This window comes from Streptomyces cathayae (genome assembly GCF_029760955.1).
In the GTDB taxonomy this organism is placed as follows: domain Bacteria; phylum Actinomycetota; class Actinomycetes; order Streptomycetales; family Streptomycetaceae; genus Streptomyces; species Streptomyces cathayae.
On sequence record NZ_CP121682.1, the window covers coordinates 1,145,911 to 1,171,569 of the forward strand.

The following is a 25,659-nucleotide window of genomic DNA, read 5'->3' on the forward strand; positions in this document are numbered from 1 at the left end:
GGCGGCCGGTGCGCCCGTGTCGGCCCTGGCCTCGACGGCCGCCCCGGTCCTGGTGTTCGCCGCGTCGACGACGGTGGCTCCGGTGTCCACCGAGCAGGCGATCGGGTATCCCTCGCTGTTCCTGCTGGTGCTGATCGGTGCGCTGGTGCCGGTGGTGCCGACCGGGGCGCTCGTGAGTTCGGCGGCGGTGGTCGCCTTCCACCGGACGGCGCCGCTCTCGATGCTGCTGGTGTTCGCGACGGCGTCCCTGGCCGCGTTCCTCGGGGACGTCGCCCTGTACTGGCTGGGGCGGCGCGGGATGCGGTCGCGGAACGGTTCGCGCTGGCTGGAGGCGATCCGGGCGCGGGCGCCGGAGGACCGGCTGGCGCAGGCGCAGACCAAGCTCGCCGAGCACGACGTGACGGTGCTGGTGCTGTCCCGGCTGGTTCCGGCGGGGCGCCTTCCGGTGATGCTGGCCTGCCTGATCGCCGAGTGGCCCCTGCGCCGCTTCGTCCGCGGCAACCTGCCGGCCTGCCTGGCCTGGGCGCTGACGTACCAGTTGATCGGGATCCTCGGCGGTTCACTGTTCGAGGAGCCCTGGCAGGGCGTGCTCGCGGCGGTCGTCCTGACCGTCCTGATCAGCGTGACCCCGAGCCTGTGGCGGCGCCTGCGGGGCTGACCACCACCGGTCGGGTCCTTTCGGGTGCTCCCGGCTCCTCCCTGATCTTCCCCGGTCCTCCCCGGTCCTGACGGGAGGACTCCTATCGCCGGGCTTCGTCGCGGAGGCCGTCGAAGACCGTCCTCAGACGGTCCAGCGCGCGGCGCACGTGCGGAAGTTCCAGCGGCGCGGACGAGGCGAGGCCTTCCGCCCGCTGCTCGGCGGTGTCGCCGAGCAGGGGCGCGGTGGACAGCCGTACGCGCGGTGCCTCGAGGTCGTCGCCGAAGCGGTGGCCGCCCGGCGCGGGCATGCCGAGCCGGGCGGTGAGGAAGTCCTCCAGTTCCTGGGCGTCGCCCACGCCGTGCGCGGTGAGTGCGGGCGCCAGCGGTGTGAGGTCCACGTAGAGGTGCCGTCCGGCCTGCGGGGGGTGGGCCAGGGCTCCCGCGGCGACGACCGCCTCCCGCGCGGCGGCGGCCACCCGGGCGTGCAGGCGTACGGCGGCGGCCGTCCGCGCGGTGACCGCCTCCGGCTCGGCCAGCGCGTGGGCCACCGCGACGGCGACCGGGGCGGCCACCCGTGCGTCGAGCGCGGTCAGTACGTCGAGCACCCGCGCGTGGAGCGCGCCGCCGTCCGCGCCCGCCGGGAAGCGGCCGATCGCGGCGGGCCAGCCGGACGGGAGCAGGGCGCCCGCCAGGTCGGTGACCACGGTGACGTGTTCGGGCAGCATCTCAGCGGGGCTGAGCAGCACGGTCTCGCGCGGTGCGTGCAGGGTGTCCCGCCAGGTCTCGTCACTGACCAGGTGCAGCCCCTCGGCGACGGCGGCCTCGATGGTCTCGTGCAGCAGTTCGGGCGGGGCGACGGTGGCGGTGGGGTCGTCGGCGACGGAGAGCACCAGCAGACGCGGGTCACCGCCCTCGGCACGCACCCTCCGCACGGTCTCCAGCAGGGCGTACGGATCGGGGACGCCGCCGCTCTCGTGGGGCGTCGGCACCGGGAAGGCGGGGCGACCGAGCAGCCGGGCCTCGGGGGCCCACCAGGCGGCGCAGGGCCGGGGCACCAGCACGTCCCCGCCGATGGCCGCGGTGAGCGCCATGAGGAGGGCGGGCGCGCCGGGGGCGACGGCCACCCGGTCGGGGGCGGCGGGCAGACCTCGCCGGTCGCCGTGGCCGCACGCGGCCTCCAGCAGGGCGGGGCCGCCGCCGACCGGCTCGGCCTCCGCACGGGACGCGGCGGCGGCGAGGACGGCGGAGAGTTCGGGCAGGACGGGCAGCCCGTCCTCGGGCAGTGCCGGTCCGAAGCGAACAGGGCCGTGCCCCCCGGGGTCCGTCCGCCGCATACGCACCTCCGCGCAGTGTCTGGTGACCCGGCGTGCCCACGGGGGTCATCCGGGCCGGTCACCCCGGTCAGTACCCACGGTGCCACTTCGCGCGGACGGCTGCGGGCCGCTCGGGGAACATCAGCGGCCCGTACGCGCGGTCCTGTCGCGGTACAGCCGGTGGGCGGCGGCGCCGAACGCGCCCGCGACCAGCAGGCCGCCCGCGGCCAGGGCGGGGACGGAGTCGGTGAACCCGCCGCCCGTGCCGGCGTGGACACCGCCCGGAACCACCGTGCCCCCGCAGCGGGCGCGCTCGCGTTCGGGGCAGTGCGAGGGGGAGGGTGAGTGCGAGGGTGAGGTGGCGCCGGAACCGCCGGGGTGGCGGGCGACGGTGAAGGAAGCACTCCACGGTTTGCCCTTCTTCCCCGGCGCGGCGGGACACCTGCCCTCGACGGTCCGCGCGGAGCCCTTGCCGGCGGGGGCGGCCTCGTCGACCGCGGAGAGCGGATCGATGTCGTAGAGCGGGTCGGCCTCGTTTGACGGGCCGGCTTCATCCGACGGGCCGGTTCCTTCCCGGGGGTCGGGGCCGTCCAGGGGGTCGGTCTCTTCCAGCGGATCGAGCTCGTCGGACGGGCCGGTCTCGTCCTGCGGGTCGCCGCCCGGTCCCCCGGCGCCTCCGGCGCTCCGGAGGTCCGCGGTGCCCCGGTAGGCCGGGCCGGACTCCTCCTCGTCGGAGGCGGGCACCTTCTTCAGTTCGACGATGCCCTTGGCGAAGGCTTCCGAGGCGGCCTCGAGGGTCTCCGGCGGGCGGCCGCCGGCCGGATCGCAGAGGACCGAGACGGTGACGGTGCCGCCCGGGGCCGGTCTGCCCGGAGTGACCTCGGCGGACGGATCCGCGGACGGAGCGGCGAACGCGGCCGGTGCGAGCGCGCCGAGTACGGTGCCGGCGACGGCGGCGAGGGACAGGGCGCGGGCGGTGCGGCGCATGGTGCGGGCTCCTTCGGGCGGCGGCCGGGGCCCGGCGATCCCGTTCGCAGACGTCGCGCCCCGTACCCATCCCAGCCCGTCGGCCGCGGCACCGCGCGCGGCCTGCCGCCGTCGGAGGGGCGGGTGCACCCGAGTGGGTGAAGGGCCGGGCACCCGGCGCGCTCCGGGCCCGGCCGGTCGGTCAACGGCTGTCGGCGCCGTCCCTGTCGTGCGGCGCGGGGAGGCCGTCGGGATCCTGTTCCCGCACACCGGTCAGCACGAGCTCCTCGTAGCGGCCCAGCATCAGCAGCACGCCGAGCATGAATATCGGAATGAGCACGGCGAGCACCGCCATGGCCGGTCCTTCCGCAGGGGGCGCGGGGGGTGAGGGGGCCGGGTCTCCCGTCGTTCGCGGGACAAACCCGGCGGTACCCGGCGCCCGGCGGTGACGATCCGCCCGCCGAACCCCGTGTCGGTGTCCGTCGGCCGGGTACGCGGTGCAGACCCCGAACCATCTGGAGAGAGACATGCAGCGAGGCAGTGACCGGCTGAGCGTTCACCGCGACGACGAGATGAAGCACGAACTGCAGGGTCTGCTCAGGTCAGGGCATCCCACCCGGACCGAGGAGTGGAACGACCCGGAGCCGTTCGCCGAGGACGACCCCGCGGTCGCGCACGGCCCGGTGACGCCGAACCGTGGACCGACGTCGCTGGAGTCGGTGCGGCTGGAGCTGGCCCGGCTCCTGAGCCGGGGGGCGTTCCCCGCGGGTCCGCGCGAGCTGATGCGCACCCTGGACCGGCGGTACGCGCCCGACACCCTCGTCGAGGCGCTGGGCCGGCTGCCGCGACAGGCCCGCTACGACAGCCTCCAGGAGCTGGCCGAGGCACTGACGCGGCCCCAGGAGACGAGCAGCCCGTAGCCGGTCGGTCCTGACGGACCAGAGCGTCTTGCACGAACTGCACGAACTGAAGGAAAGGACGTAGTCCCCCATGCGTATCGCATTCCTCGTCGCGACCGAGGGCGTCGAGCAGGTCGAGCTGACCGAGCCGTGGGAGGCGGCCCTCGGCGCCGGTCACGAACCCGTGCTCGTGTCGACCCGGCCGGGCGAGATCCAGGCGTTCGACCATCTCGACAAGGCGGACACCTTCCCGGTGCAGGAGGTCGTCGGCGACACGTCCGCCGACTCCTTCGGCGGGCTGGTGCTGCCGGGCGGGGTGGCCAACCCGGACCTGCTGCGCACGGACGAGAAGGCCGTCGCGTTCGTCCGGGACTTCTTCGGACAGGGGCGGCCCGTCGCCGCGATCTGCCACGCGCCCTGGACCCTCATCGAGGCGGACGTGGTCCGCGGGAGGGAGCTGACCAGCTGGCCGAGTCTGCGGACCGATCTCCGTAACGCCGGTGCCACCTGGGTCGACGAGCAGGTGAAGATCTGCGACCACGAGTCCGCCAAGCTGGTCACCAGCCGCAAGCCGGACGACCTCGAGGCGTTCTGCGAGGCGTATCTGAAGGTGTTCGCCGCGGAAGCGGCCTGAACGACCTGAACCGCTTGAACGGCCTGAACGAGCCGGGACCCGCGCCCCGCGGGTCCCGGCTCCTCACGGGGTCCGTCAGGTGCCCGGGTCCACGGGTGTCGCCCTGTCCGCGCCGCTCCGTTCCCGGGCCCCCGCGCGGGTGCGGCCCGCCGCCACCGGGCGGCGCGGATGACGGCGGAGGTACTCGCCCTCCAGCTGCGCCATACGGTCGTTGTGGACCCGCAACGCGTCGTCGGAGCCGTGCAGCAGCGTGTCGTGACGCGTGCGATGGATGTTCTCCAGCTCCTTCATGAGCTGCTGGTCGTCCAGGCGGTTCGGCTCGACTCCGGCCATCGTGATGCCCCGCTCGTCGTAGGCGTAACCTGCGGTCCGGATACCCGCCCGGGGAGGCCACGGGACCCGCGTCCCTGCACCCACTCTACGAACATCCCGGTCCCCGAACATCCCGGCCGGCTCCGGGGCCCGAAGGCGCGGCGGGGGCCGCTACCGGGCCCGTTCCACGCGGCGCTCGTCCCACACGGGTTCCGGGGCCTCCCGGACCCTGCCGTCACCGCCGAAGACCAGGTAGCGGTCGAAGGAGCGGGCGAACCAGCGGTCGTGCGTGACGGCCAGCACCGTGCCCTCGAACGCCTCCAGGCCCTCCTGCAACGCCTCCGCCGACTCCAGGTCCAGGTTGTCGGTCGGCTCGTCGAGCAGCAGCGCCGTCACCCCCTGGAGCTCCAGCAGCAGGATCTGGAACCGGGCCTGCTGACCGCCGGAGAGACGGTCGAAGGTCTGCTCGGCCTGGCCGGTCAGTTCGTAGCGGCGCAGCCGGGACATGGCGGCGCCCCGGTCCTGGGCGTGCTCCTTCCACAGGACGTCCAGGAGCGTGCGGCCCTCCAGCTCGGGGTGCGCGTGGGTCTGCGCGAAGTGTCCGGGGACGACACGGGCGCCGAGCCGCCAGCCGCCCGTGTGCGCCACGTCGTCCCCGGCGAGCAGGCGCAGGAAGTGCGACTTGCCGGAGCCGTTGGAGCCGAGCACGGCGACCCGTTCGCCGTAGAAGACCTCCAGGTCGAACGGTTTCATCAGACCGGTGAGTTCGAGCTGCTCGCAGGTGACCGCGCGCACTCCGGTGCGGCCTCCCTTCAGGCGCATCCTGATGTCCTGCTCGCGCGGCGGCTCCGGCGGCGGGCCGGCCTCCTCGAACTTGCGCAGCCGGGTCTGGGCCGCCCGGTACCGGGACGCCATGTCGGGACTGACGGAGGCGGCCTGCCGGAGGTTCAGCACCAGCTTCTTCAGCTGGGCGTGCTTCTCGTCCCACCGCCTGCGCAGTTCCTCGAAGCGGGCGAAGCGTTCGCGCCGGGCGTCGTGGTACGTGGCGAAGCCCCCGCCGTGCACCCAGGCGTCGGCGCCGGTGGGGCTCGGTTCGAGGGAGACGATGCGCCGGGCGGTGCGGGCGAGCAGTTCGCGGTCGTGGGAGACGAGGAGCACGGTCTTGCGGGTCTGTTCGAGTTGCTCCTCGAGCCAGCGCTTGCCGGGGACGTCGAGGTAGTTGTCGGGCTCGTCGAGGAGCAGGACCTCGTCGGTGCCGCGCAGCAGCGCTTCGAGGACCAGGCGTTTCTGCTCGCCGCCGGAGAGGGTGCGCACCTGGCGTTGCTGCGCCTTGTCGTAGGGGATGCCGAGTGCGGCCGTCGTGCACATGTCCCACAGCGTCTCGGCCTCGTAGCCGCGCGCCTCGGCCCAGTCGGCGAGGGCCTGCGCGTACCTCATCTGGGCGCTCTCGTCCCCGGCGACGTGCAGCGCGTGCTCGGCCTTGTCGACGGTGCGGGCGGCCTCGCGGATGCGGGGCGTGGCGACGGAGACGAGGAGGTCGCGCACGGTCGTTCCGTCCCGTACGGAACCCACGAACTGGCGCATGACGCCGAGGCCGCCGCTGACCGTGACGGAGCCGCCGTGCGGCTTGAGTTCGCCGGCGAGGAGGCGCAGGAGTGTCGTCTTGCCCGCGCCGTTGGGTCCCACGAGGGCGGTGACGGCCCCTTCGCCCACACGGAAGGACACGTCGCCCAGGAGCGGCCTCCCGTCGGGGAGGTGGTACTCCAGGTACGCGGCTTCGAGATGACCCATGGGACGCGATTGTCCGGGGCGTCGGCGCAGGGGGCAAACGGTTTTGCCGGCCGGGCGGGCGGGGCGCCCGGCACACATCGGGCCGCCCGGAATGTGAGACGCGGGTCTCAGGATACGGCCGGGGTGCGTATCGTGACGGTCGTTCACGGAGATCGGGTACGCCATGACCGGACGACGAGAAGGGACGGGCTCACCATGCCTCCATCACGGGAGACCGCCGTCTACACCCACGGGCACCACGAGTCGGTGCTGCGGTCGCACACCTGGCGGACCGCGGCCAACTCGGCGGCGTACCTCCTCGGGGTACTGACGCCCGGCATGCGGATCCTGGACGTCGGTTGCGGGCCCGGCACCATCACCGCCGACCTGGCCGGGCTCGTCCCCGACGGACACGTCACCGGTCTCGACCGGGCGCCGGGCATCCTGGAGCAGGCCGGTGCCACGGCGGCCGGGCGCGGCCTGACGAACACGGCCTTCGCGGTGGGCGACGTGCACGCGCTGGACTTCCCGGACGACACGTTCAGCGTGGTGCACGCCCACCAGGTGCTCCAGCACGTGGGGGACCCGGTGCGGGCGTTGCGCGAGATGATGCGGGTGACCAGGCCCGGCGGGTTCGTCGCCGTCCGGGACGCGGATTACGCGGCGATGACCTGGTACCCCCTCTCCCCGGGCCTGGACGACTGGCTGGACCTGTACCGGCGGGTGGCCCGGGCCAACGGCGGCGAACCGGATGCCGGCCGGCGGCTGAAGTCCTGGGCGCTGACGGCCGGGTTCACGGACATCACCGCCACCTCGGCCACCTGGACCTACTCGACCGCCGAGGAGCGGGCCTGGTGGAGTTCCCTGTGGGCGGACCGCACGGTGGCGTCGGACTACGCCGAGCGGGCCACCGGGCAGGGCCACGCCACCGGCGGACAACTGCGGGCCGCCGCGGCGGCATGGCGGGAGTGGGGCACGCGGGAGGACGGATGGTTCAGCGTGCTGCACGGAGAAATTCTCTGCCGCAAGGATGCCTGAAACGAGAATTCCGGGTCATCAGAAAGGCAGGAGGTTGACACTATGGTTCCCATTCTGCTGGTTCTGCTTCTGGCCCTGGTTCTTTTCGGCGCCGGTTTCGCGGTGAAGGTGCTCTGGTGGATCGCGTTGGCGGTTCTCGTCGTGTGGCTGCTGGGATTCTTCATGCGCAGCACATCGGCGAGCGGCGGCAGGGGCCGCTGGTACAAGTGGTGAGACGGCGGACGGTCCGGTGACGGAAGGTTTCCGTCACCGGACCGTCCGGGGACTCAGTCCCGCGGCAGCAGCGGTCCGAGCGGCCCGAGGTCCAGATTCAGGTCCTCGGGCCGCAGTCCGTACCGGTCACGCAGTTCCGTCATCCGCTCCTCGAGCAGCATCAGGGTGAGCCCGATGCGCTCCTCCTGCTCCTCCGTCAGGTCTCCCTCGTCGAACCGGCGTACCGCCTGGCGCTCCATGAGCTGGCGCAGCAGTTCCACGACGGTGAGCACCAGTTTGACCAGGTCACGTTCGACCGTGTCCGGTTCCAGGTCGAGCCGGTTGCGCCGGCCGTGCCCCGCGCGCCGGCCTTCGTGCGGCTCGCCGTGATGATCATCGGGGGTGGCCGTCAACGCGACTCCTCGAAGGGCGACGGAACGTTCGCGTTCACCGAGCTGATGAGCGCGTTGAGGTCGATACGGACCAGATCGACGTCCGCGATGCGCAGCGTGATGTCACCGGTGATGACGACTCCGCCGGCCAGGAGCCGGTCCAGCAGATCCACCAGGGCTATCTCCCGGCGCTCGACCACGGTCACGGCCGCTCCCCCTCGGCCGATTCCTCTCCGGCGGACTCTTCCCCGGCGAATGAATAGGCCGCCCAGGGGCCGGTGAGTTCGACGCGTATCCCGGGTGTCCCGTCCTTCGTCCGCTCCACCCTTTCCACGAACTTCTCGGATTCCGCTCGCGGCACGAGATAAGCCGCATTCAACACGTTGCGACCCGACGCACCGGAGAGCGTGGGATTCTGCGGAGCGTGCAGCCGGGAATCCTCGGCGCAGCCGGAGAGCGTCTCGTGCAGCCGGGTCGAAAAGGCCTCGGCCTGCTGCCACAGGTCGTCGTGCGATTTCGTCGCCATGCGCCGTTGGCGCAGGTAGTCCCGGCCCGACGTGGGCTTTTGCGCCGGCGGTGCGGCGGTGTCCGCCGGCCGTTCCGCCTCGATGAAGACCTTCACGCCCCATTCCACCCGGCCGTCCAACCGGTCCAGCGTCCGCAGGAAGCCCTCCTCGCGCGCCTCCATCATCGTCCGTACGCCGCTGTCGTCACGGAACACGGTGCCGAGCCGCAGCGGCAGCGGCGTGGTGACGGTGGTGAGCGCGTCGATGACGCCCTGGTGGGCGCGGGCGACCTCGGTCAGCCAGTCGAGGTCCTCCAGATGCTCGTGGAGGGGCTCCTCGGCGAAGTCCGCCTCCGGCACATGGCTGACGACGGCCACCAGGCCGTGATGGGGCAGCAGCCGGGGCGGATCACCCGCCACACCGGTCAGCTGTGCCTGGAGCGGTGTGCCGAAGGGGCGGCAGATGGCGTAGACGTACCGCAGTCCGGTCACGGGCCCTCCTCCTGCGGCCGGTCGGTCTCCCGGTGACGGCCGGTCTCCTGCGGCCGGTCGGTCCCCCGCCGGCGGCCGGCCTCCAGCGGACGGTCCGTGTCCGACGAACGGCCGGCCGCCAGCGGACGGTCACCCTCCAGTTCGGCCAGCCGCTCACGCAGCTCGGCGTTCTCCCGGGCCAGTTCGGAGCGACGGGCGCGGGAGGAGAGCGCCGGGTCGGTCTCCCACCAGTCGATCCCCATCTCCTTCGCCTTGTCGACGGAAGCCACGACGAGCCGCAGCTTGATGGTGAGCAGTTCGATGTCGAGCAGGTTGATGCGGATGTCGCCCGCGATGACGATGCCCTTGTCGAGCACCCGCTCCAGGATGTCGGCGAGATTGGCGCCGCCACCCTGCCCATAGGGCTCGGGGAGCCGACGGGGCGTCGTCATCGACGGCTCCCGCCTTCGGCGTACTCGGGCTCGTCCTCGGGCTCATACTCGTCCTCGGCCTCGTCCTCATCCTCGTCCTCGTCCGCGCCTTCGTCCTCTTCCTCGTAGGCGTCCTCGTCCTCCTCCTCGTAGCCGCCCTCGGCCGGTTCCTCGTCCGCGGCTTCGTCTGCTTCCTCCTCTTCGTCGTACTCGCCCTCGGCGTCCTCTGTGCCCTCGGCTTCCTCTGCGCCCTCGGCGTCCTCGCCCTCCGGCTCCTCGTCCCCGGGCGGCGACTGTTCCTCCTCCTCTTCGGCGATGGCGTCCTCGTGGCTGCGGACGACCTCACCGTCCTGGATCTCGCCGCGCCAGCTGTCCTCGGCCTCACCCTTGAACGTGATGAAGCGGGCGAAGTTCTTCAGGTCGAGCCGGGCCCGGCGGCCCTGGGCGCGCCAGATGTTGCCGGTCTTCTCGAAGAAACCCGAGGGGTAGTACTCGATGACCAGCAGGACCCGGGTGAGTTTGTCGCCGAGGCTGTGGAAGGAGACGACGCCCTTCGTCGTGCCCTTGGCCCCCTCGGAGGACCAGGCGATGCGGTCGTCGGCGATCTGCTCGGTGGTCTGCGCCTTCCAGCTGCGGTTGGACCACAGAACCTTGACCTGCCAGTCCGAGGTGGTGTCGTCGGACTTGTTGGCACTCTTGACGCCCTTGGCGAAGGTGCTGAAGTCCTGGTACTGCGTCCACTGGTCGTAGGCCGTGCGCAGCGGGACGCCGACATCGATGTGCTCCATGATGACGGTGGGCTTCTTGCCCGCGGAGCGCTTGCGCTTGCCCTTGCCGCCGCCGCCCAGGCCCTTCAGGGTGTCCATCACCTTGTCCTTGGCCCTCGAGGTTCCCAGTTCGATGGCGCTGCGCAGGGGGCTCTTGCCCTCGGCGAGTTTGCGGCCGCCGTCGAGTGCGAGCTTGGCGAAACCCGAACTGTTGCCCTCGGCGATGTCGGTGAGTTTGCCGGTCGTCTCGCCCAGCTTGCGGCCGACACCCGTCAGCAGGCGGGTGGCCTGGGCCGCGAGGTAGTCCTGCAGCTCCGCCTTGAGGTGGTCGGCGGCCTCGCTGTGGGCCAGGTCGGCAAGCGGGTTCTTCGTGCCCTCGCCCACTTTGTCGCGCGCGGCGGAAGTGGCCGATCCGAGTGTCTCGGTCATCGCTCACCGCCTCCCTTCGAGGTGCGGGTACCCCGGGACGAGGTCGTCCGCGCGGCCGCGGTCTTCTTGCCGGCCGTCTTCTTCGCCGGAGCGGTCTTCCTGTTCTTCGCCGGAGCGGTCTTCCTGGCCGGCGCCTTCTTCTCGGTCTTCTTGACGGCCTCCTTCGACGGAGCCCTCTTCGACGATGCTTTCTCCGCCGGCCGCTCGGGTGCCGGTTCCGGCTCCTCGTCGTCCGGTTCCTCGTCCGTGGCCTCCTCGTCCTCCAGGTCGTCCTCGGCACGCCTGTCGTCCTCGGTGTCCTCGTCGACCTCGGCCTCGCGGTCCGGGCGGCCCAAACCGGTCAGCTGGTCGCGCATCTCGGTGGTACGACCGTGCAGCTTGTCGGCGAGGGAGTCGAGCTGCCGCTCGACGAGTGCCCCGGAGGCCGCCTTGCCGGCACCGCGCAGATCGCCGCGCAGCTGATCCCCGAGCTCCTTGAACTGCGGGTTTTTCTGCAGCTGCGTGGACACCATGTCCGTGATCATCCGCGGCCCGAGGTTCAGCTTCTTGCCGGCCACCAGACCTCCGACGGCGACCGCCATCTTCAGCTTCTTCGTCCGTCCGAGGAGGTATCCGGCCCCTATCGCGAGGCCGAGCGCTGTCCGATTCATCGTGGTGCCGTCCCGTCCCCTGTGGCGCTGGTGTGCATCGCGGTCTCCAATCGGTCGAGGAGTTCGTCCTCCTGCCGGTCGAACTCCTCCTCGGTGATCTCTCCGGCCTCCAGCTGCTCCTCGAGCCGCGCCAGTTCGGCACGGATCGCGGCGGGGTCGTAGTAGATGCGCTCCGCCTCGCGCAGCACCTGTTGGATGACCCAGCCGCTGCCGCGCGCCGGGGCCAGCGGCAGCAGCAGCACTTCCGAGATCAGGCCCATGTCGTCACCCCATTCCGGCGTCCGCCCCACCCGCCGTGGCGCCCGCCGGTTCGGCCGGGCCGGGCTCCACGAAGCTGTACGGGGGCAGCGGGCCGTTGAGCCGCACCTCCAGGTGCGGCATGTCCTCGCGGACGCGGTCCAGTGCGGCCATGAATTCCCCGGCCGTGTCGCGCGGCACCAGGAAGGAGACGTTGGCGAGCCAGCCCGTGGACTCGGGACCCACGCTCACGGCGTCGGCCGCCGGTTCCAGGGCACGCCGCACGGCGACGCCGTCCTCGGCCTCCTGGGCCCTGACCGCCTCGGCGACCATCTCGCCGAGGCGGATCTTGTCGTCGTAACTTCCGCCGCCGGCCTGTCGGTTGGCTTCCGCGAGAGCACGGAGCTCCGGGTTGCCGGCCATCACGTGGTGGAGTACGGCCTCCTCGTCGTGATTGGCCTTGACGTTGTACTCGACCCGGCCGTCCAGCGCCCTCAGGCGCTCCTTGTAGTGCTCGGCACGCTCGGCGAGCACGGCGGTGACGGAGTCGTCGTCGGGGGCGACGCTGCCGAACCGCATCGGCAGCACACAGACGGCCGCGCCGACCTCGGCGAGCACGTTCTGGTGGGCGAGCAGTTCCCTTCGTTTGGGGCGCAGGTCCTCGGGGGCGTCACTGACGACGGCCGCCAGCTCGCCCTCCTTCAGGACCCGCACCGGACCTGCCGGGTCGCCCACACCGCTCGTGTGCTCGGGGGGGCCGGAATACGTACTCGCCGTGATGCCGTAGACGTAGGTGCTCACTCCTGCTCCTCCTTCCGGCGTGCCGAGGTGCTCTTGCGGGCCCGCGGACGGGACTCGGTCTCCCGCTCGGAGCCCTCGCCGCGTGCCTGCTGGAAGGCGTCGGAGATGGTCTCGGCGGCGCCGGACAGCGCTCCCTTGGACTTGCCGCGGGCACCGGACTCGGTGACCTGGCCGACCACGTCGGGCAGGCCCGGGCTCTTGCGGGGTCCGGCCTCCAGGTCGAGCCGGTTGCACGCCTCGGCGAAGCGCAGGTAAGTGTCGACGCTGGCGACGACGATGCGGACGTCGATCTTGAGGATCTCGATGCCGACCAGGGACACGCGCACGAATGCGTCGATGACGAGCCCCCTGTCCAGGACGAGCTCGAGCACGTCGTAGAGGCCGCTGCTGCCGCCTCCACCACCGGACTGTTGTGCCGGTACGACTGTCATGCCGGTTGTTCCTCCTTGTGTGAGTTGCCTGCCTCGCGCGCCGTGTCCGTCGTGCCGACGGGCCGGAAGGGGCCGGCCGGGCGGCCTACCGGCCGCCGGACCTGCGCGCGTCGGACCGCCCCCGCTCATAGCGGCGGACCCGCCGGTAGCCGGTGAGCTCTCCGTCGGGCCCCAGCTCCACCTGGTAACTCGCCATCAGGCTCATCGTGTCGGGCACACGCTCGAGCTCGAGGACCTCGACCTCCAGCGCCCAGCCCTCCTCCGTCTGCTCGAAGGACGACACGGACTCGGCTTCCATACCGGTGAGCTCCGCGAGCTGCCCGCGCGCCTGGCGCAGTACCTCCATGGGGCTCGGCCGTTTGGTCGCTCTGGTGTTTTCCGCAGACTTGCGGGGTGCGTGAGCCTCCTGTGGTTCCTGTGAACCTCTGGAGTCTCCGGTGTTCCTTGCGTTCGTCATGAGCGCCTCCTCCTCCGTGTGGCCACAAGTCCCTTCACCAAACCTCCGGAGGCTCAACCGATTGCCGCGGTCACGCTCCGTGTCCGGTCGTCCGGCCGGGCCGGGCCGCCCCGCAGTGCGGCCAGCCGCCGGCGGGCCGGCCCCAGGGCGCGGCCCCGGCGCGGCAGACCGGCCCAGGGGTCGGTCCGCAGCTGTTCGACGGCGTCGGCGACGGTCCAGCGGCGGGCGTGCAGCTTCGGATCGTCCAGCTGGTCCCAGGAGACGGGGGCCGCGACGGGGGCGCCGGGCAGGGCCCGGACGGAGCCGGGCGCGACCGCGGTCTGCGCGTAGGCGTTGCGCTGCACGTCCAGGTAGAGCCGGTCGCCGCGCTCCTTCTTGCGCGCGGCGGTGGTGAGCCGGTCGGGGTGGGCGTCGGCGAGGGTGTCGGCGACCTCGCGGGCGAAGGCGCGCACGTCGTCGAACGCGTCGTCACCGTTCAGCGGCACGATCACATGGAGGCCCCGGGAGCCGGTGGTCATCAGCGCCGTGGGCAGCTTCAGCTCGTCCAGCAGCTCCCCCAGCAGCCGCGCCGCCTCCCGCACCGTCCCGAAGTCGTCCTCGGCGGGATCGAGGTCGAAGACCAGCCGGTCCGGACGGTTGATCCGTCCGATCGGGGCGGCCCGGGAGAGCCAGCGGTGGAAGGTGATGCTCGCCTGGTCGACGAGGTACAGCAGGGTCGCCGTGTCGTCGCACACGGTGTGGCACACCGTGCCGCCCTCCTTGGCGACCGCGACGCGGGTGATCCATTCCGGGTAGCTCTCGGGGGTGTTCTTCTGCATGAACGTGGGCCCGTCGAGGCCGTCCGGGCGCCGGTCCAGCATCAGCGGGCGGCCCCGCAGGTGCGGCAGCATGAACGGGGCGGCGGCCCGGTGGTAGTCGACGAGGTCGCCCTTGGTGTACTCCTCGGCGCCCTCACCGCCGGGAAAGAGCACCTTCCCCGGCCGACGGATCCGCACGGTGCGACGGCCGGCCCGTACCGGCCGCACCCCCTCGGCGTCGCTCACGGCGTGATCCTCTCCTCCGTCCCGTCGCTCACGGCACGATCGCCCCCTCCACCAGCAGCCGCCCGGCCACCGCGATCGACTCGGCGTCGATGCCCGCGGCGCGCAACTGCTCCTCGGGGGAGGCCGACCCCGGCATGTCGCGGACGGCGAGCCGCACCAGGCGCGGGACGGGCCGCCCGTCGGTGAAGGCGTCGAGGACCGCGTCCCCGAGCCCGCCCTCCGGGTGGTGGTCCTCCACCGTCACCAGACAGCCGGTCTCCTCCGCCGCCCGGCGCAGCGTGTCCCGGTCGACGGGCTTGACCGAGTACAGGTCGATCACCCGTACCGCGATGCCCTCGCCCGCCAGGGCGTCCGCGGCGGCCAGGGCCTCGGGCACCGTGACGCCCGCCGCGAGCAGGGTCAGCCGGTCCTCGGCCGAGGAGCGCAGCACCTTGCTGCCGCCGACCGGGAACTCCTCGTCGGGGCCGTAGAGGACGGGGCCCTCGCCGCGCGAGGTGCGCAGGTAGCGGATGCCGTCGAGGTCCGCCATGGTGGCGACCAGGCGTGCGGTCTGGTTGGCGTCGCAGGGGTACAGCACGGTCGAGCCGTGCACCGCCCGCATCATCGCCAGGTCCTCGAGACCCATCTGGCTGGGCCCGTCCTGGCCGATGGCGACACCGGCGTGCGAGCCGACCAGGTTGATGCCGGAACCGCTGATCGACGCCATGCGGATGAAGTCGTGGGCGCGGGTGAGGAAGGCGGCGAACGTGGCCGCGTACGGCACCCAGCCGCGTGTCGCCACGCCGACCGCCGCGGCGACCAGCTGCTGCTCGGCGATGTAGCACTCGACATAGCGTTCGGGGTGCTCCTTGGCGAAGAACTCCGCACGGGTGGAGTCGCCGACCTCACCGTCCAGGGCCACGATGTCGCCGCGCACGGTACCGAGGGCGGCCAGCGCCTCGCCGAAGGCGTTGCGCGTCGCCACCTCCTCGCCCTTGTCCCACCGGGGCGGATCGGCCTGTCCGGTGTGCACGGCGTGCAGCGCGCGGGCGTCGGCCGGCTCCCGCACCCTCAGCCGCAGGTCGCGCGGGCCGCCGAGTTCGGCGATCGCCTCGTCGGCCTCGGGCAGCGGTTTGCCGTGCAGGCCCTCGCGGTCCTGGACGGACGCGACCCCCTTGCCCTTGAGGGTGCGGGCGAGGATCACGGTCGGCTGCCCCCTGGTGGAGGCCGCCTCGCCGTAGGCGCGGTCGACGGCGTCGATGTCGTGGCCGTCCACCTCCACCGTGTGCCAGCCGAAGGCCGCGAAGCGGCGGGCGTAGGCGTCGAGGTCGTGACCGTGCCGGGTGGGGCCGCGCTGGCCGAGCCGGTTGACGTCCACGACGGCGGTGAGGTTGTCGAGGTTCTCGTACCCGGCGTGCTCGGCCGCCTCCCACACGGAGCCCTCCGCCAGTTCGCTGTCCCCGCACAGCACCCACACCCGGTAGCCGGACCGGTCGAGCCGCTTCCCGGCCAGTGCGATACCGACACCGACCGGCAGTCCCTGGCCGAGCGACCCGGTGGCCGTCTCGACCCAGGGCAGCCGCCTGGGCGTGGGATGCCCCTCGAGTCGGCTGCCGAGCTTGCGGAAGGTGAGCAGTTCCTCGTCTTCGATGGCCCCGGCCGCCTTGAAGGCGGCGTACAACAGGGGCGAGGCGTGCCCCTTGGAGAGGACGAAACGGTCGTTGCCGGGGTGGTCGGGGTGGTCGAAGTCGTAGCGGAAGTGGCGCGCCAGCAGGACGGCCATCAGGTCGGCCGCGGACATCGAGGACGTGGGGTGCCCGGAGCCCGCAGCGGCTGCCGCGCGGACGCTGTCCACTCGCAACTGCTGTCCGAGCTCGACGAGTTCACCGGTTTTCATGAGTCTCCTTCGGCCTGATCACGGGGATCGGCGGGGTCGGCTGGGTAGTCGGTGCGCTTGACGGGGCCGGGGGAGGCGTGGGAGCCGGCGGGCGGCCGGGGACCGGGCCGGCTCTTCGCGGGCTCGCCTCCGGGCCGGCTCTTCGCCGGCTCCCCACCCGGCCGGCTCTTCGCCGCCTCCCCACCCGGCTGCTTCCTGGCCGGCTCGGCGGTCTCGTCGCCGGACCGCTTCCGTTCCGGGCCGGACGGCACCCGGGCGAGTTCCGGGGACGCCGTGTCCAGCGGCACCGACCAGGACCGTACGAGCCCCAACTGCACCGCCTGACGCGGCAGTACGGCGTCCAGCAGCCAGTCGGCGGCGACGCGCACCCGGTTGCCGGGCATCGCCGCGAGGTGGTAACCGCGGGCGACCGCTCCGGCCACCGGACCGGACAGATTGACACCGAGCGGATTGGCCGCCGCCTTGACGCCACCCAGGTCCACCACGAACCCCAGGTCACGGTGGCGGTAGGCGCGCGACTCACCGTCACCGAAGGAGGCGGCGATGTTGTGCGCGCAGACCTCGCCCTGCCGCCAGGCGTGCTGCGCGGTCATCGGGGTGTACCGGCCGGGCTTCTCCAGATCGGGCACCGCCGCCGCGTCACCGCAGGCGAACACCTCGGGCCGCCCCGGCACCCGCAGGTGCGGGTCCACCAGCAGCCGCCCGCGTTCCATGGACAGCCCCAGCGACTCGGCGAGCGGATCGGGCCGCACGCCCACGCACCACACCAGCGTCCGTGTGTCGACGAACTCGCCGTCGGTCAGCAGCACTCCGTCGTGCGTGGCCTCCTTCACGGAGGTCCCCATCCGTACCTCCACCCCCCGTTCGCGCAGCACCCGGTCGGCGGTGGAGGAGAGCCGTTCGTCGAGTTCGGGCAGGACCCGGTCGGCGATGTCCAGCAGCAGCCAGCGCGGGCGCAGGCCCGTCCGCAGGGGGTGATTGTGCACCTGCGCGTCGCTGAACAGCTTTCCGTGCGCGGCGACTTCGGTCCCGGTGTAACCGGCGCCGACCACGACGAAGGTGCACCGGGCGGCGCAGCCCGCGGGGTCGTCGGTGGCGGCCGCGAGTTCCATCTGCCGGGTCACGTGGTCGCGCAGATACAGCGCTTCGGGCAGACCGCGGAAACCGTGGGCGTGCTCGGCGACGCCGGGGATCGGCAGCAGCTTGTTGACGCTGCCCGCGGCCAGCACCAGCCGGTCGTAGGAGAGGGTGCCGCGGTCCCCCTCGGGGCCGGTGTAGCGCACGGTCCGCCGGTCGAGGTCGATGCCGTCGGCCTCACCCAGCACCAGTCGTACGTGCGGCAGCGTGCCGGAGAGGGAGACGGTGACCCGGCGCGGTTCCAGGATGCCGGCGGCGACCTGGGGCAGCAGGGGCAGATACAGAAAGTAGTCGGTCGGATTCAGCAGGGTGATCTCGGCCCTTCCCCGGGCGAGCCGGGACAGGGTGCGGGCCGTGCGGTATCCGGCGAAGCCGGCACCGATGATCACGATGCGGGGTCGACTCACGGTTCGCCTCCAGCGCTGTCGTCGCATGGCTCGGGAGACTTCCGCGTTTCCCCCGCCGCGACCGCCAAACGTCCACCGGCCCGCGCCCCGCGCCTCCGGCGCTTTCCGGCCTCCCGGAAGTCCGGCGTGATCCAGACGAAAAACCCTAGGCTCGTCCTATGGAGATACTGGGTGCCACGCTGCGCGTCTGCGTCGACGACATCGAGACCGCGATCCCCTTCTACGAGCGGCTGGCGGGAGGCAAGGCGCTCCGCTTCGAGCGGGCCGGTGTCCACGTGGCCGCGGTCGGCTGTTTCCTGCTGATGAGCGGTCCCGCGGCCGAACTGGACGTGCTGCGCAAGGTGGCGGCGACCAACGCGGTGCAGGACGTCGAGGAGGCCGGTCGGGTACTCGCGGAGATGAGCGCGGACATCGTCGCAGGCCCGCTCCCCACCCCGGTGGGCCGCAACCTCATCGCACGGCACCCGGACGGGGCGGTCTACGAGTACGCGGACCGCCGCGCCACCGTCTGAGTCACGCGGTCCGAGTCACGCGGTCACGGTGTGGGGCGCATGCCGACCTGCCGGGCCATGCAGCGTGGCAGGCCCTCCTTGTCGCGGTCCTCGATGCGGTGTGCCCGTCGAGGGGCGCAGGACGGGCAGGGAATCGTCCGGGCCCAGGGTGCGGCGGGCAGGGGCGCCGCAGCACGCCGGATATCGTCACAGTCATCCATGGAAGCCGCGGCCGCCCGTCCGAACAGGGGCGGGACGCGCCGACCGGGAGAATGGCGGCGCGGACAGCGGGTCAGTGGGGCCCGCGCATCTCCTGGGTGAGCGCCCAGCGTTCGTGGTCGCGCCAGGCCCCGTCGATGAAGAGCATGTCCGGTGAGAAGCCCTCCAGGCGGAACCCGCAGCTGCGGGCCAGGGCGATGGAGGCGGCGTTGGCGGGCTGCACGTTGATCTCCAGCCGGTGCAGCCGCATCGGCCCGAACGCGTGCCGTACGACGAGGTCCAGCCCTTCGCGCATCAGGCCGCGCCCCGCCGCGTGCGCGAACGCGCCGTAGCCGAGGGCGCCGCTCTGGAACGCGCCGTGGACGATGTTGTTGATGTTGATGAAAGCGGCGATGGAACCGTCGGCCTTCTCGCAGACCAGGAAGCCGGCCTTGGCGGGGTCCCGGATCAGCTGCTCGGCGTACGCGGAGTACGCCGCGGCGTGGTCCGGCGGGAACAGCCAGGGGCGGTGCAGGTCCTTGCTCTCCCGGGCGCGGGCGGTGAACTCCGCGCTGTCCGCGTGGGTGAGGTGCCGTATCCCCACGCGGGGGCCCTCGGCGAGGTGACGGGAGGCGGTGTGCGGCACGGTGCGACCCTACCCCGGGCATACCGGGCACGCCGGGGCCGCCGGACGGGCTCAGCTCAGTGCCGGTTCGTCGAGTGTCAGGGTGCCCGCCTCCGCGTCGAGTTCGGCCGGGACGCCGAAGGGGACGGTGAGCGCCCCGTCGCAGTGACCGAAGCCGAACCGCTCGGCCACGGGCACGCCCAGGCCGCCGAGCCGGTCGGCGAGCAGGGCCCGCACCGTCTCGTACGGCCCACACTGCGCCCAGGAGCCGAGCAGCAGCCCCGCCACCCCGTCGAACCATCCGGCCCGCAGGAGTTGGGTGAGGTACCGGTCGAGCCGGTACGGCTCCTCCCCCACGTCCTCCAGGCACAGCAGCCCGCCGCGCGCGGAGCCTCTGGCGTGCGGGGTGCCGAGGTCGGCGGCGAGCAGGGCGAGGCAGCCGCCTAGGGTGACGCCCCGCGCCCTCCCGGGGACCAGCGCGGTGCCCTCGGGGGAGGTGAGGGTGCGGACGGTCTCCGGGGCGAGGAGGGTCGCCTTCAGGTGGTCCTGCGCGCGTGCGTTCTTGACGAAGTCGATGCCCGCCGCCATCGGCCCGTGCAGGGTGACCAGGCCGAGCCGGGTGGCGAACGCCTCGTGCAGGGCGGTGATGTCGCTGAACCCGACGAACACCTTCGGCCCGGCGGCCCGCATCGCCGTCCAGTCGAGCAGGTCGGCCATGCGCTGCGCGCCGTAGCCGCCCCGGGCGCACATCACCACGTCCACGGCGGGGTCGCACCAGGCGGACTGCAGGTCGGCGGCCCGCTCGGCGTCCGTGCCGGCCAGGTAGTCGAAGTCGCGGTGCCGACCCAGGACATGGGGGGCGACCACCGGGTCGAGGTCCCAGCCGCGCAGCACGTCGAGACCGGCCTGGAGCCGCTCCTCGGGCACGGGCCCGCTGGGCGCGACGACGGCCACCCGGGCCCCGGGACCGGGCCGGGGCGGCCGCAGCAACGGCTCGACCCTGCTCATTCGGTGAGCTCCAGTACCGGCACGCCGCGCACCGTCAGGCCGAACACCTGGGCGTACAACGACAGTTCCGCCTCCAGGGCGCGCACCATGGTGTCCGCGCGCCGGAAGCCGTGCCCCTCGCCCTCGAAGGCGATGTACGCGTGCGGCACCTTGCCGCCCTCCAGCCGGGCCAGGAACCGCTCGCACTGCGCGGGAGGGCAGATGACGTCGTCCAGGCCCTGGAGCAGCAGGAAGGGGACGGTGAGCCGGTCGGCGTGCGCGGCGGGCGAGCGTTCGGCGTACCGCTCGGGGACCTCGGCGCGCGGGCCGATGAGGCTCTCGAGGTACTCGGACTCGAAGTCGTGGGTCTCCCCCGGGCCCCAGCCCGTCAGGTCGAGCACCGGGTAGAGGATGGTGCCGCAGGCGTAGACGTCGGTCGTGGTGAGGGAGGCGGCCGCGGTCCAGCCGCCGGCGCTGCCGCCGCGGACGGCGAGCCGGTCGCGGTCGGCGGTGCCCTCGTCGGCGAGGGCGAGCGCGACGGCCGCGCAGTCCTCGACGTCGACCACGCCCCACTGCTCGCGCAGCCGTTCGCGGTAGGCACGTCCGTATCCGGTGGAGCCGCCGTAGTCGACCTCCACGACGCCGATGCCGCGTGAGGTGAGGTAGGCGATCCCCAGGTCGAGCACGAGGGGAGCCCGGCCGGTGGGTCCGCCGTGCGCCCGGATCACGTACGGCGGCAGTTGGCCGTCGGGCGCGACGCAGTCGGGGTGGTGCGGCGGGTACACGTGGGCGTGGATCTCCCGGCCGCCCGGACCGGTGAAGGTGCGGGCCTGCGGGTCGGGGTAGTGGGCGGGGTCCACGGCGTCCTTGTGCGGGGCGCCGATCACCCGGGTCCTGCCGGTGCGGGTGTCCAGTTCCACCACCTCGGGGGCGCTGCGGGGCCCGGCGCCGACGGCGACGACCCGCTCGCCGTGCGCCGCGAGCGTGGGCGCGAACTCGGTCCAGGGCCCGGCGGCGTCGACGACCTCGCCCGTCTCGGGGTCGAGTATGCCGAGCGCGGTGGCGCCCCGGCCGTGCACGACGGCGATCAGACCGCTGTCCAGCGGGGTGAACCAGCGCGACCCCGGCTGCCACAGCGGGCCGCCGAACTCCTCCTCGCGCGGGCAGACCGGTTCGCCGTCGCGGTAGAGGTTCCACCAGCCGGTGCGGTCGCTCGTGTGCAGCAGCCGGCCGTCGTGCGTCCAGTCGGCCTGGGCGATGGACTCGTCGGGGCCGCCGGCCACGGTGCGGGCGTGGTGCAGGGTGCCGTCGGGTGCGGCCTCGGCGAGACGCAGTTCGGTGCCGTCCCACGGCATGCGCGGGTGGTCCCAGGCCAGCCAGGCGACGTGCCGCCCGTCGGGTGACAGTCGCGGACCGGTGACGAACCGGTGCCGGTCGTCGGTGAGTTCACGGACGGCGCCGCGGTCCTCGGCGGCCGAGCCGTCCAGCGGTACGGCGGCCAGGACGCGGCGCACCTCGCTCGGTCCGTCGCCGGTGAACTCCTCCAGGACGCACCACACCTCGCCGCGGTCCGGCAGCAGCGTCGGCTCGGCCCAGCGCAGCCCCTGCCCCACCGGGGAGAGCGGGGTCAGCGGACGCGGCTCACCGCCGGGTTCACAGCGGTAGAGGCGCTGGTCGGCGAAGTTCACGAAGACCACGAGAGGGTCGTCGTCCCGGACGAACCCGGCCCAGGGCCGTCCGCCGTACTCGACGACCCGGCTGCGCACGTTCCACGGCGCTGGCAGCACGGACTCCTCGGTTCCGTCGGAGTGCCGGCGCACCAGGGTGCGCCGGCCGCCCTCGGCGGGCCGGGGCTCGGTCCACCACACCTCGTCCCCGACGAACCCCACGAACTCGGGCTTCCCGTCGTGTGCCGCGGCCGTGGCCGCGTCGATGGGCGAGGGCCACTCGCCGTAGGGCAGGGTCTGCACCGTTTCCCCCATTTCGCTCAGACCGTCCGCAGGAACCGGTCGAGGACGCGGACACCGAAGTGGAGCGCCTCGACCGGGACGCGCTCGTCGACTCCGTGGAAGAGGGCCTGGTAGTCGAAGCCCTCCGGCAGTTTCAGCGGGGCGAACCCGTAACCGGTGATGCCGAGGCGGGAGAACTGCTTGGCGTCCGTGCCGCCGGACATGCAGTACGGCACGGGGTGCCCCTCGGGTGCGAACTCCTGCACGGCGGCCCGCATCCGCGCGAACGTCGTCGAGTCCAGCGGTGCCTCGAGAGCCGGCTCGCGGTGCTCGAACTCCCAGTCCACGTCCGGCCCCGTGAGCCGGTCCAAGGTGGCGCGGAACTCGTCCTCCCCACCGGGCAGGAACCGTCCGTCGATGTGGGCCACGGCCTGTCCGGGGATCACGTTGAGCTTGTAACCGGCGTCCAGCATCGTCGGGTTGCTGCTGTTGCGGAGGGTGTGCTCGACGAGTTTCGCCGCCGGGCCCAGCTTGGTGAGCAGCGTGTCCACGTCGGACAGGTCGGGGTCGACGCCGTACAGGGCGGCGAGTTCGGTGAGTGCCGCACGGACCGTCGGGGTCAGCCGCAGCGGCCACTCGTACTCGCCTATGCGGGTGACCGAGGCGGCGAGGCGGGTCACCGCGTTGTCCCGGTTGACCTTGGAGCCGTGCCCGGCCCGCCCGCGCGCGGTCAGCTTCAGCCAGGCCGTACCGCGCTCCCCCGCCGCGATCGGGTAGAGCTGCCGGCCGGCGCCGTCGTGGACGGTGAAGGCGCCCGATTCGCTGATCCCCTCGGTGCAGCCCTCGAAGAGCGCCGCGTGCCGGTCGGCGAGGAACCCGGAGCCGTCCTCGGCGCTGGCCTCCTCGTCCGCGGTGAACGCGATCACGATGTCGCGCCGGGGCCGCACGCCCTGCCGTGCCCAGGCCCGCACCACGGCGAGGATCATCGCGTCCATGTTCTTCATGTCGACGGCGCCGCGGCCCCAGACCACCCCGTCGCGCACCTCGCCGGAGAACGGGTGCACGCTCCAGTCGGCGGCCTCGGCCGGTACGACGTCGAGGTGGCCGTGGACGAGGAGCGCGTCGGCCGTCGGGTCGGTGCCCGCGAGGCGCGCGACGACGTTGGTCCGGCCGGGGGTGCGCTCCAGCAGCACCGGCTCCAGGCCCGCCCCGGCGAGCCGCTCCGCCGCGTACTCGGCGGCGGGCCGCTCCCGGCAGTCGCCCCCGCCCCTGTTGGTGGTGTCGATCCGGATGAGTTCGGAGGTGAACGTCACGACCTCGTCCAGGGCACGTTCGTCAGCCATACTGCTCCTCCACCGCGGCCGAGGCGATCGTGGTGACCGCCTTGAAGGTGCGGATCCCGTCGTGCATGGTCCCGCTCGTGTACGCCACCTTCCGCTCGCCGGCGCGGATCACGCCCGGCACCACGGTGACGGCCATCGCCAGGTGCTCCGCGTCGAACTCCACCTCGACGGTGAAGGGGCCGGCCGCCACCGGCTCCCGGCGGCCCGCCAGCGCGGCGGCCTCCTTCGCCGCGGCCCGGATGTCGGCGGCCGTCCGGGCGGGCGTGCGGCACACGGCCGCGTACCGCGACACATGGTCCTTGACCGCGACCTTCAGCGCCCCCGGCGCGTAGCCGAGGGCGTCCTCGCAGGCCACGTCGTCGCCGGTGACCAGGACGACCGGCACCCCGTACTCGGCGACCACGGCCGCGTTGAGCAGGCCCTCGCTGGCCCGTTCGCCGTTCAGCCACACTCCGGTGATGGAGTTGGCGAGGTAGGTGTGCGCGAGGACACCCTCCATACCGGCTCCCGCGTGGTAGCCGATGAACGCGATGCCGTCCACGTCGCCGTGCTGCACGCCCTCCACCATGGACAGCGACTTGTGCCGCCCGGTGAGCATCTCGGCCCGCTCGTCGAGCCGCTCCAGGAGCAGGTTGCGCATGCTCCAGTGCGCCTCGTTGATCAGCACCTCGTCGGCGCCGCCGTCGAAGAAGCCTCGCACGGCGGCGTCGACGTCGGAGGTGAACATCGACCGGCAGCGCTCCCACTGCGGTGTGCCCGGCAGCACGTCGGCGGGCCAGGTGACGCCGGTGGCGCCCTCCATGTCCGCGCTGATGAGGATCTTCATGCGCTCACGCTACGTCGTGGTGCCGAAGCGCGGCCAGGCCTGTGGAAAACTCTCACCGGGCCAGACCAATGACGGCCCGCTCGCCTCGCTGAGGGATTCCTGGGTGTGGTGCGCAAGCCGCCGACAGGACGGTTCTCGCGCCCCGCCGCAGACGGGCTCGCAGACCTGGTGGTGCGGCAGGAGTTCACACATGCCGGAGACGGCCGGCGGTGCGCTCCCGCAGAAGCAGCCACGGCTCGGCGGTGGAGTCGTCCGCGGCGCGGGCTGCGTGGCCCTCGAGGAGGGTGCGACAGGCGGCGGCTCCCGCTCGGCCGGTGGCCGTCGGGCGGTCGGAGTCGGTCGGGCGGTCGGAGTCGGTCGGGTCCGCAAGAGATCGGGCCATGGTCTTCCATGCCTTGTCCGCGTTCGGTGCGGTGGACACTGTGCCTCCCCGGAAAACCGGAAAATGGGGTCAGGAAGTCAGGAAGTGACGTGCGTGGACACGCGCGTGGAGCCCCGGCAGGGGCTCACGGCCCGCTCGAAGGCGTGCGGGAGGCTCCGGGCACTGGGGGGAGCGAGCGGGCGCGGATCTCGTGGAACGCGATGCGCGCACTCCGGTGTGCCGGAGGTACGGGTGGTCACCGTCTCCGCGCCGGACAGCGCGGCGTCGGCCCGGCCGTGTCCGGAGTCCGGTGCGAGGTTCTCCCCGCGCATGACACCTCCTCGGCAGCACTGACCCACAGAATAGAACAAACGTTCCCTTGATCGGGTGAGCGACATCTTCGGTCACTCTCCCGATCAGTTCCGGACTCCCGATTTGGGGGCCGGGCGAGGGGGTGATTGGCTTGCCCCGACCCTTTGAGCACCCTGAGAACTCATGTCCTGGAGGAAATCGATGGCGCAGGTCGAGGCCACTACGGAGCGGATCGTCGCGGCGGACGCGGAGACGGTGTTCGACGCCATCGCCGACTACAGCGGCACGCGCGCGAGGCTGCTGCCCGAGCAGTTCAGCGAGTACGAGGTCCGGGAGGGCGGCGACGGGGAGGGCAGCCTCGTCCACTGGAAGCTCCAGGCCACCAGCAAGCGCGTCCGCGACTGCCTCCTGGAGGTCACCGAGCCGAGCGACGGCGAACTGGTCGAGAAGGACCGCAACTCCTCCATGGTCACCGTCTGGCGCGTCACCCCGGCCGGCGAGGGCAGGTCCCGGGTCGTCGTGACCACCACGTGGACGGGTGCGGGCGGCATCGGCGGCTTCTTCGAGAGGACCTTCGCACCCAAGGGGCTCGGGCGCATCTACGACGCGCTGCTCGCCAGGCTGGCCGCCGAGGTCGAGAAGTAGCCGCCGCTTCAAGAAGCCGGCCACGAGGGGAGGTTGGCCCCCGGGCCGCTCTCCTCACCGGTTCGGGTGATCTCCGCACCGACCTTCCGCATGCCGTAACTCGTCGCGCTTGCTCGTAGTTGTCG

General features: G+C 72.6%; 31 protein-coding genes. 7 read left to right on the forward strand and 24 right to left on the reverse strand.

Annotated features, from left to right (window positions below; all coding sequences use genetic code 11):
• Positions 1-25: 25 nt before the first annotated feature.
• On the forward strand, positions 26-658 hold the full coding sequence (locus PYS65_RS05190) for a DedA family protein (RefSeq protein WP_387035650.1): 633 nt from the start codon (positions 26-28) through the stop codon (positions 656-658).
• 82 nt (positions 659-740) lie between these two features.
• Here the strand turns inward: PYS65_RS05190 and PYS65_RS05195 are convergent, their stop codons facing one another.
• The 3 genes from PYS65_RS05195 to PYS65_RS05205 form a co-directional block, all read right to left on the reverse strand.
• The gene (locus PYS65_RS05195) at positions 741-1,973 is read right to left on the reverse strand and encodes an aminotransferase class I/II-fold pyridoxal phosphate-dependent enzyme (protein WP_279332587.1); all 1,233 of its coding nucleotides are present in this window, start codon (positions 1,971-1,973) and stop codon (positions 741-743) included.
• 120 nt (positions 1,974-2,093) lie between these two features.
• Positions 2,094-2,939 carry a hypothetical protein gene (locus tag PYS65_RS05200; RefSeq protein WP_279332588.1) on the reverse strand — a complete coding sequence of 282 codons (846 nt, stop codon included), beginning with the start codon at positions 2,937-2,939 and terminating at the stop codon, positions 2,094-2,096.
• A 181-nt stretch (positions 2,940-3,120) separates the two neighbouring features.
• Positions 3,121-3,273, reverse strand: coding sequence for a hypothetical protein (locus PYS65_RS05205; RefSeq protein WP_279332589.1), 153 nt, complete (start codon positions 3,271-3,273; stop codon positions 3,121-3,123).
• 172 nt (positions 3,274-3,445) lie between these two features.
• Between PYS65_RS05205 and PYS65_RS05210 the strand changes: the two genes are divergently transcribed.
• Complete coding sequence (locus PYS65_RS05210; RefSeq protein WP_279332590.1) at positions 3,446-3,838, forward strand: DUF2795 domain-containing protein; 393 nt, start codon at positions 3,446-3,448, stop codon at positions 3,836-3,838.
• Positions 3,839-3,908: 70 nt separating this feature from the next.
• Entirely contained in the window at positions 3,909-4,451 is a 543-nt protein-coding gene (locus PYS65_RS05215) for a type 1 glutamine amidotransferase domain-containing protein (protein WP_279332591.1), read from the forward strand.
• Between the two features lie 75 nt (positions 4,452-4,526).
• Here the strand turns inward: PYS65_RS05215 and PYS65_RS05220 are convergent, their stop codons facing one another.
• Complete coding sequence (locus PYS65_RS05220; RefSeq protein ID WP_279332592.1) at positions 4,527-4,784, reverse strand: DUF6158 family protein; 258 nt, start codon at positions 4,782-4,784, stop codon at positions 4,527-4,529.
• A gap of 150 nt (positions 4,785-4,934) precedes the next feature.
• Positions 4,935-6,554 (reverse strand): ABC-F family ATP-binding cassette domain-containing protein, encoded by a 1,620-nt coding sequence (locus PYS65_RS05225; RefSeq protein WP_279332593.1) that lies wholly within the window; start codon positions 6,552-6,554, stop codon positions 4,935-4,937.
• Positions 6,555-6,749: 195 nt separating this feature from the next.
• On the opposite strand from PYS65_RS05225, the gene PYS65_RS05230 reads away from it, so the two are divergent.
• Both PYS65_RS05230 and PYS65_RS05235 read left to right on the forward strand, forming a co-directional pair.
• Positions 6,750-7,571: a methyltransferase domain-containing protein gene (locus PYS65_RS05230; RefSeq protein ID WP_279332594.1), complete on the forward strand. Its 822-nt coding sequence runs from the start codon at positions 6,750-6,752 to the stop codon at positions 7,569-7,571.
• Positions 7,572-7,613: 42 nt separating this feature from the next.
• On the forward strand, positions 7,614-7,784 hold the full coding sequence (locus PYS65_RS05235; protein ID WP_279332595.1) for a hydrophobic protein: 171 nt from the start codon (positions 7,614-7,616) through the stop codon (positions 7,782-7,784).
• Positions 7,785-7,837: 53 nt separating this feature from the next.
• On the opposite strand, the gene PYS65_RS05240 is transcribed toward PYS65_RS05235, so the two are convergent.
• The 13 genes from PYS65_RS05240 to PYS65_RS05300 all read right to left on the reverse strand — a co-directional run bounded on the left by PYS65_RS05240 (position 7,838) and on the right by PYS65_RS05300 (position 17,797).
• The gene (locus PYS65_RS05240) at positions 7,838-8,095 is read right to left on the reverse strand and encodes a gas vesicle protein K (protein ID WP_109376648.1); all 258 of its coding nucleotides are present in this window, start codon (positions 8,093-8,095) and stop codon (positions 7,838-7,840) included.
• Positions 8,096-8,172: 77 nt separating this feature from the next.
• A complete protein-coding gene (locus PYS65_RS05245; RefSeq protein WP_055570463.1) occupies positions 8,173-8,361 on the reverse strand; it encodes a gas vesicle protein in 189 nt (62 codons plus the stop codon).
• The gene (locus PYS65_RS05250) at positions 8,358-9,152 is read right to left on the reverse strand and encodes a GvpL/GvpF family gas vesicle protein (protein WP_279332596.1); all 795 of its coding nucleotides are present in this window, start codon (positions 9,150-9,152) and stop codon (positions 8,358-8,360) included. Before PYS65_RS05250 ends, PYS65_RS05245 begins: the two co-directional genes overlap by 4 nt.
• The gene (locus tag PYS65_RS05255) at positions 9,149-9,583 is read right to left on the reverse strand and encodes a gas vesicle protein (protein WP_279332597.1); all 435 of its coding nucleotides are present in this window, start codon (positions 9,581-9,583) and stop codon (positions 9,149-9,151) included. Before PYS65_RS05255 ends, PYS65_RS05250 begins: the two co-directional genes overlap by 4 nt.
• Positions 9,580-10,758 carry an SRPBCC family protein gene (locus PYS65_RS05260; protein ID WP_279332598.1) on the reverse strand — a complete coding sequence of 393 codons (1,179 nt, stop codon included), beginning with the start codon at positions 10,756-10,758 and terminating at the stop codon, positions 9,580-9,582. The genes PYS65_RS05255 and PYS65_RS05260 overlap by 4 nt, the downstream gene beginning before the upstream one ends.
• On the reverse strand, positions 10,755-11,408 hold the full coding sequence (locus PYS65_RS05265; RefSeq protein ID WP_279332599.1) for a DNA primase: 654 nt from the start codon (positions 11,406-11,408) through the stop codon (positions 10,755-10,757). Before PYS65_RS05265 ends, PYS65_RS05260 begins: the two co-directional genes overlap by 4 nt.
• On the reverse strand, positions 11,405-11,668 hold the full coding sequence (locus PYS65_RS05270; RefSeq protein WP_279332600.1) for a gas vesicle protein GvpG: 264 nt from the start codon (positions 11,666-11,668) through the stop codon (positions 11,405-11,407). Before PYS65_RS05270 ends, PYS65_RS05265 begins: the two co-directional genes overlap by 4 nt.
• A 4-nt stretch (positions 11,669-11,672) precedes the next feature.
• Complete coding sequence (locus tag PYS65_RS05275) at positions 11,673-12,446, reverse strand: GvpL/GvpF family gas vesicle protein (protein WP_279332601.1); 774 nt, start codon at positions 12,444-12,446, stop codon at positions 11,673-11,675.
• Positions 12,443-12,877, reverse strand: coding sequence for a gas vesicle structural protein GvpA (locus tag PYS65_RS05280; RefSeq protein ID WP_279332602.1), 435 nt, complete (start codon positions 12,875-12,877; stop codon positions 12,443-12,445). Before PYS65_RS05280 ends, PYS65_RS05275 begins: the two co-directional genes overlap by 4 nt.
• 85 nt (positions 12,878-12,962) lie before the next feature.
• Positions 12,963-13,334 carry a gas vesicle protein GvpO gene (locus tag PYS65_RS05285; RefSeq protein WP_279332603.1) on the reverse strand — a complete coding sequence of 124 codons (372 nt, stop codon included), beginning with the start codon at positions 13,332-13,334 and terminating at the stop codon, positions 12,963-12,965.
• 53 nt (positions 13,335-13,387) lie between these two features.
• Entirely contained in the window at positions 13,388-14,377 is a 990-nt protein-coding gene (ligD, locus tag PYS65_RS05290) for a non-homologous end-joining DNA ligase (protein ID WP_279332604.1), read from the reverse strand.
• Between the two features lie 28 nt (positions 14,378-14,405).
• Entirely contained in the window at positions 14,406-16,253 is a 1,848-nt protein-coding gene (locus tag PYS65_RS05295; RefSeq protein ID WP_279332605.1) for a transketolase, read from the reverse strand.
• Positions 16,250-17,797: an NAD(P)/FAD-dependent oxidoreductase gene (locus PYS65_RS05300; RefSeq protein WP_279332607.1), complete on the reverse strand. Its 1,548-nt coding sequence runs from the start codon at positions 17,795-17,797 to the stop codon at positions 16,250-16,252. Before PYS65_RS05300 ends, PYS65_RS05295 begins: the two co-directional genes overlap by 4 nt.
• Before the next feature lie 158 nt (positions 17,798-17,955).
• Between PYS65_RS05300 and PYS65_RS05305 the strand changes: the two genes are divergently transcribed.
• On the forward strand, positions 17,956-18,309 hold the full coding sequence (locus tag PYS65_RS05305; RefSeq protein ID WP_279332608.1) for a VOC family protein: 354 nt from the start codon (positions 17,956-17,958) through the stop codon (positions 18,307-18,309).
• A gap of 271 nt (positions 18,310-18,580) precedes the next feature.
• Here the strand turns inward: PYS65_RS05305 and PYS65_RS05310 are convergent, their stop codons facing one another.
• The 6 genes from PYS65_RS05310 to PYS65_RS05335 form a co-directional block, all read right to left on the reverse strand.
• Entirely contained in the window at positions 18,581-19,132 is a 552-nt protein-coding gene (locus PYS65_RS05310) for a GNAT family N-acetyltransferase (protein WP_279332609.1), read from the reverse strand.
• A 51-nt stretch (positions 19,133-19,183) separates the two neighbouring features.
• A complete protein-coding gene (locus tag PYS65_RS05315; protein WP_279332610.1) occupies positions 19,184-20,119 on the reverse strand; it encodes a S66 peptidase family protein in 936 nt (311 codons plus the stop codon).
• On the reverse strand, positions 20,116-22,080 hold the full coding sequence (locus tag PYS65_RS05320; protein WP_279332611.1) for a prolyl oligopeptidase family serine peptidase: 1,965 nt from the start codon (positions 22,078-22,080) through the stop codon (positions 20,116-20,118). The genes PYS65_RS05315 and PYS65_RS05320 overlap by 4 nt, the downstream gene beginning before the upstream one ends.
• Positions 22,081-22,085: 5 nt before the next feature.
• Positions 22,086-23,390, reverse strand: a complete 1,305-nt coding sequence (locus tag PYS65_RS05325; protein ID WP_279332613.1) for a M20/M25/M40 family metallo-hydrolase — start codon at positions 23,388-23,390, stop codon at positions 22,086-22,088.
• Positions 23,383-24,216, reverse strand: a complete 834-nt coding sequence (locus PYS65_RS05330) for a M55 family metallopeptidase (protein WP_279332615.1) — start codon at positions 24,214-24,216, stop codon at positions 23,383-23,385. The genes PYS65_RS05325 and PYS65_RS05330 overlap by 8 nt, the downstream gene beginning before the upstream one ends.
• 184 nt (positions 24,217-24,400) lie before the next feature.
• A complete protein-coding gene (locus tag PYS65_RS05335; RefSeq protein ID WP_279332616.1) occupies positions 24,401-24,637 on the reverse strand; it encodes a hypothetical protein in 237 nt (78 codons plus the stop codon).
• A gap of 453 nt (positions 24,638-25,090) precedes the next feature.
• On the opposite strand from PYS65_RS05335, the gene PYS65_RS05345 reads away from it, so the two are divergent.
• Positions 25,091-25,534, forward strand: a complete 444-nt coding sequence (locus tag PYS65_RS05345) for an SRPBCC family protein (protein ID WP_279337860.1) — start codon at positions 25,091-25,093, stop codon at positions 25,532-25,534.
• The last annotated feature ends 125 nt before the right edge of the window (positions 25,535-25,659 follow it).

Excerpts from the sequence above, each read along its gene's own strand:
- PYS65_RS05195 (WP_279332587.1), bottom strand. The coding sequence starts at position 1,973 with ATGCGGCGGACGGACCCCGGGGGGCACGGCCCTGTTCGCTTCGGACCG.
- PYS65_RS05200 (WP_279332588.1), bottom strand. The coding sequence starts at position 2,939 with ATGCGCCGCACCGCCCGCGCCCTGTCCCTCGCCGCCGTCGCCGGCACC.
- PYS65_RS05205 (WP_279332589.1), bottom strand. The coding sequence starts at position 3,273 with ATGGCGGTGCTCGCCGTGCTCATTCCGATATTCATGCTCGGCGTGCTG.
- PYS65_RS05210 (WP_279332590.1), top strand. The coding sequence starts at position 3,446 with ATGCAGCGAGGCAGTGACCGGCTGAGCGTTCACCGCGACGACGAGATG.
- PYS65_RS05215 (WP_279332591.1), top strand. The coding sequence starts at position 3,909 with ATGCGTATCGCATTCCTCGTCGCGACCGAGGGCGTCGAGCAGGTCGAG.
- PYS65_RS05220 (WP_279332592.1), bottom strand. The coding sequence starts at position 4,784 with ATGGCCGGAGTCGAGCCGAACCGCCTGGACGACCAGCAGCTCATGAAG.
- PYS65_RS05225 (WP_279332593.1), bottom strand. The coding sequence starts at position 6,554 with ATGGGTCATCTCGAAGCCGCGTACCTGGAGTACCACCTCCCCGACGGG.
- PYS65_RS05230 (WP_279332594.1), top strand. The coding sequence starts at position 6,750 with ATGCCTCCATCACGGGAGACCGCCGTCTACACCCACGGGCACCACGAG.
- PYS65_RS05235 (WP_279332595.1), top strand. The coding sequence starts at position 7,614 with ATGGTTCCCATTCTGCTGGTTCTGCTTCTGGCCCTGGTTCTTTTCGGC.
- PYS65_RS05255 (WP_279332597.1), bottom strand. The coding sequence starts at position 9,583 with ATGACGACGCCCCGTCGGCTCCCCGAGCCCTATGGGCAGGGTGGCGGC.
- PYS65_RS05260 (WP_279332598.1), bottom strand. The coding sequence starts at position 10,758 with ATGACCGAGACACTCGGATCGGCCACTTCCGCCGCGCGCGACAAAGTG.
- PYS65_RS05265 (WP_279332599.1), bottom strand. The coding sequence starts at position 11,408 with ATGAATCGGACAGCGCTCGGCCTCGCGATAGGGGCCGGATACCTCCTC.
- PYS65_RS05270 (WP_279332600.1), bottom strand. The coding sequence starts at position 11,668 with ATGGGCCTGATCTCGGAAGTGCTGCTGCTGCCGCTGGCCCCGGCGCGC.
- PYS65_RS05280 (WP_279332602.1), bottom strand. The coding sequence starts at position 12,877 with ATGACAGTCGTACCGGCACAACAGTCCGGTGGTGGAGGCGGCAGCAGC.
- PYS65_RS05285 (WP_279332603.1), bottom strand. The coding sequence starts at position 13,334 with ATGACGAACGCAAGGAACACCGGAGACTCCAGAGGTTCACAGGAACCA.
- PYS65_RS05295 (WP_279332605.1), bottom strand. The coding sequence starts at position 16,253 with ATGAAAACCGGTGAACTCGTCGAGCTCGGACAGCAGTTGCGAGTGGAC.
- PYS65_RS05305 (WP_279332608.1), top strand. The coding sequence starts at position 17,956 with ATGGAGATACTGGGTGCCACGCTGCGCGTCTGCGTCGACGACATCGAG.
- PYS65_RS05315 (WP_279332610.1), bottom strand. The coding sequence starts at position 20,119 with ATGAGCAGGGTCGAGCCGTTGCTGCGGCCGCCCCGGCCCGGTCCCGGG.
- PYS65_RS05320 (WP_279332611.1), bottom strand. The coding sequence starts at position 22,080 with ATGGGGGAAACGGTGCAGACCCTGCCCTACGGCGAGTGGCCCTCGCCC.
- PYS65_RS05325 (WP_279332613.1), bottom strand. The coding sequence starts at position 23,390 with ATGGCTGACGAACGTGCCCTGGACGAGGTCGTGACGTTCACCTCCGAA.
- PYS65_RS05330 (WP_279332615.1), bottom strand. The coding sequence starts at position 24,216 with ATGAAGATCCTCATCAGCGCGGACATGGAGGGCGCCACCGGCGTCACC.
- PYS65_RS05345 (WP_279337860.1), top strand. The coding sequence starts at position 25,091 with ATGGCGCAGGTCGAGGCCACTACGGAGCGGATCGTCGCGGCGGACGCG.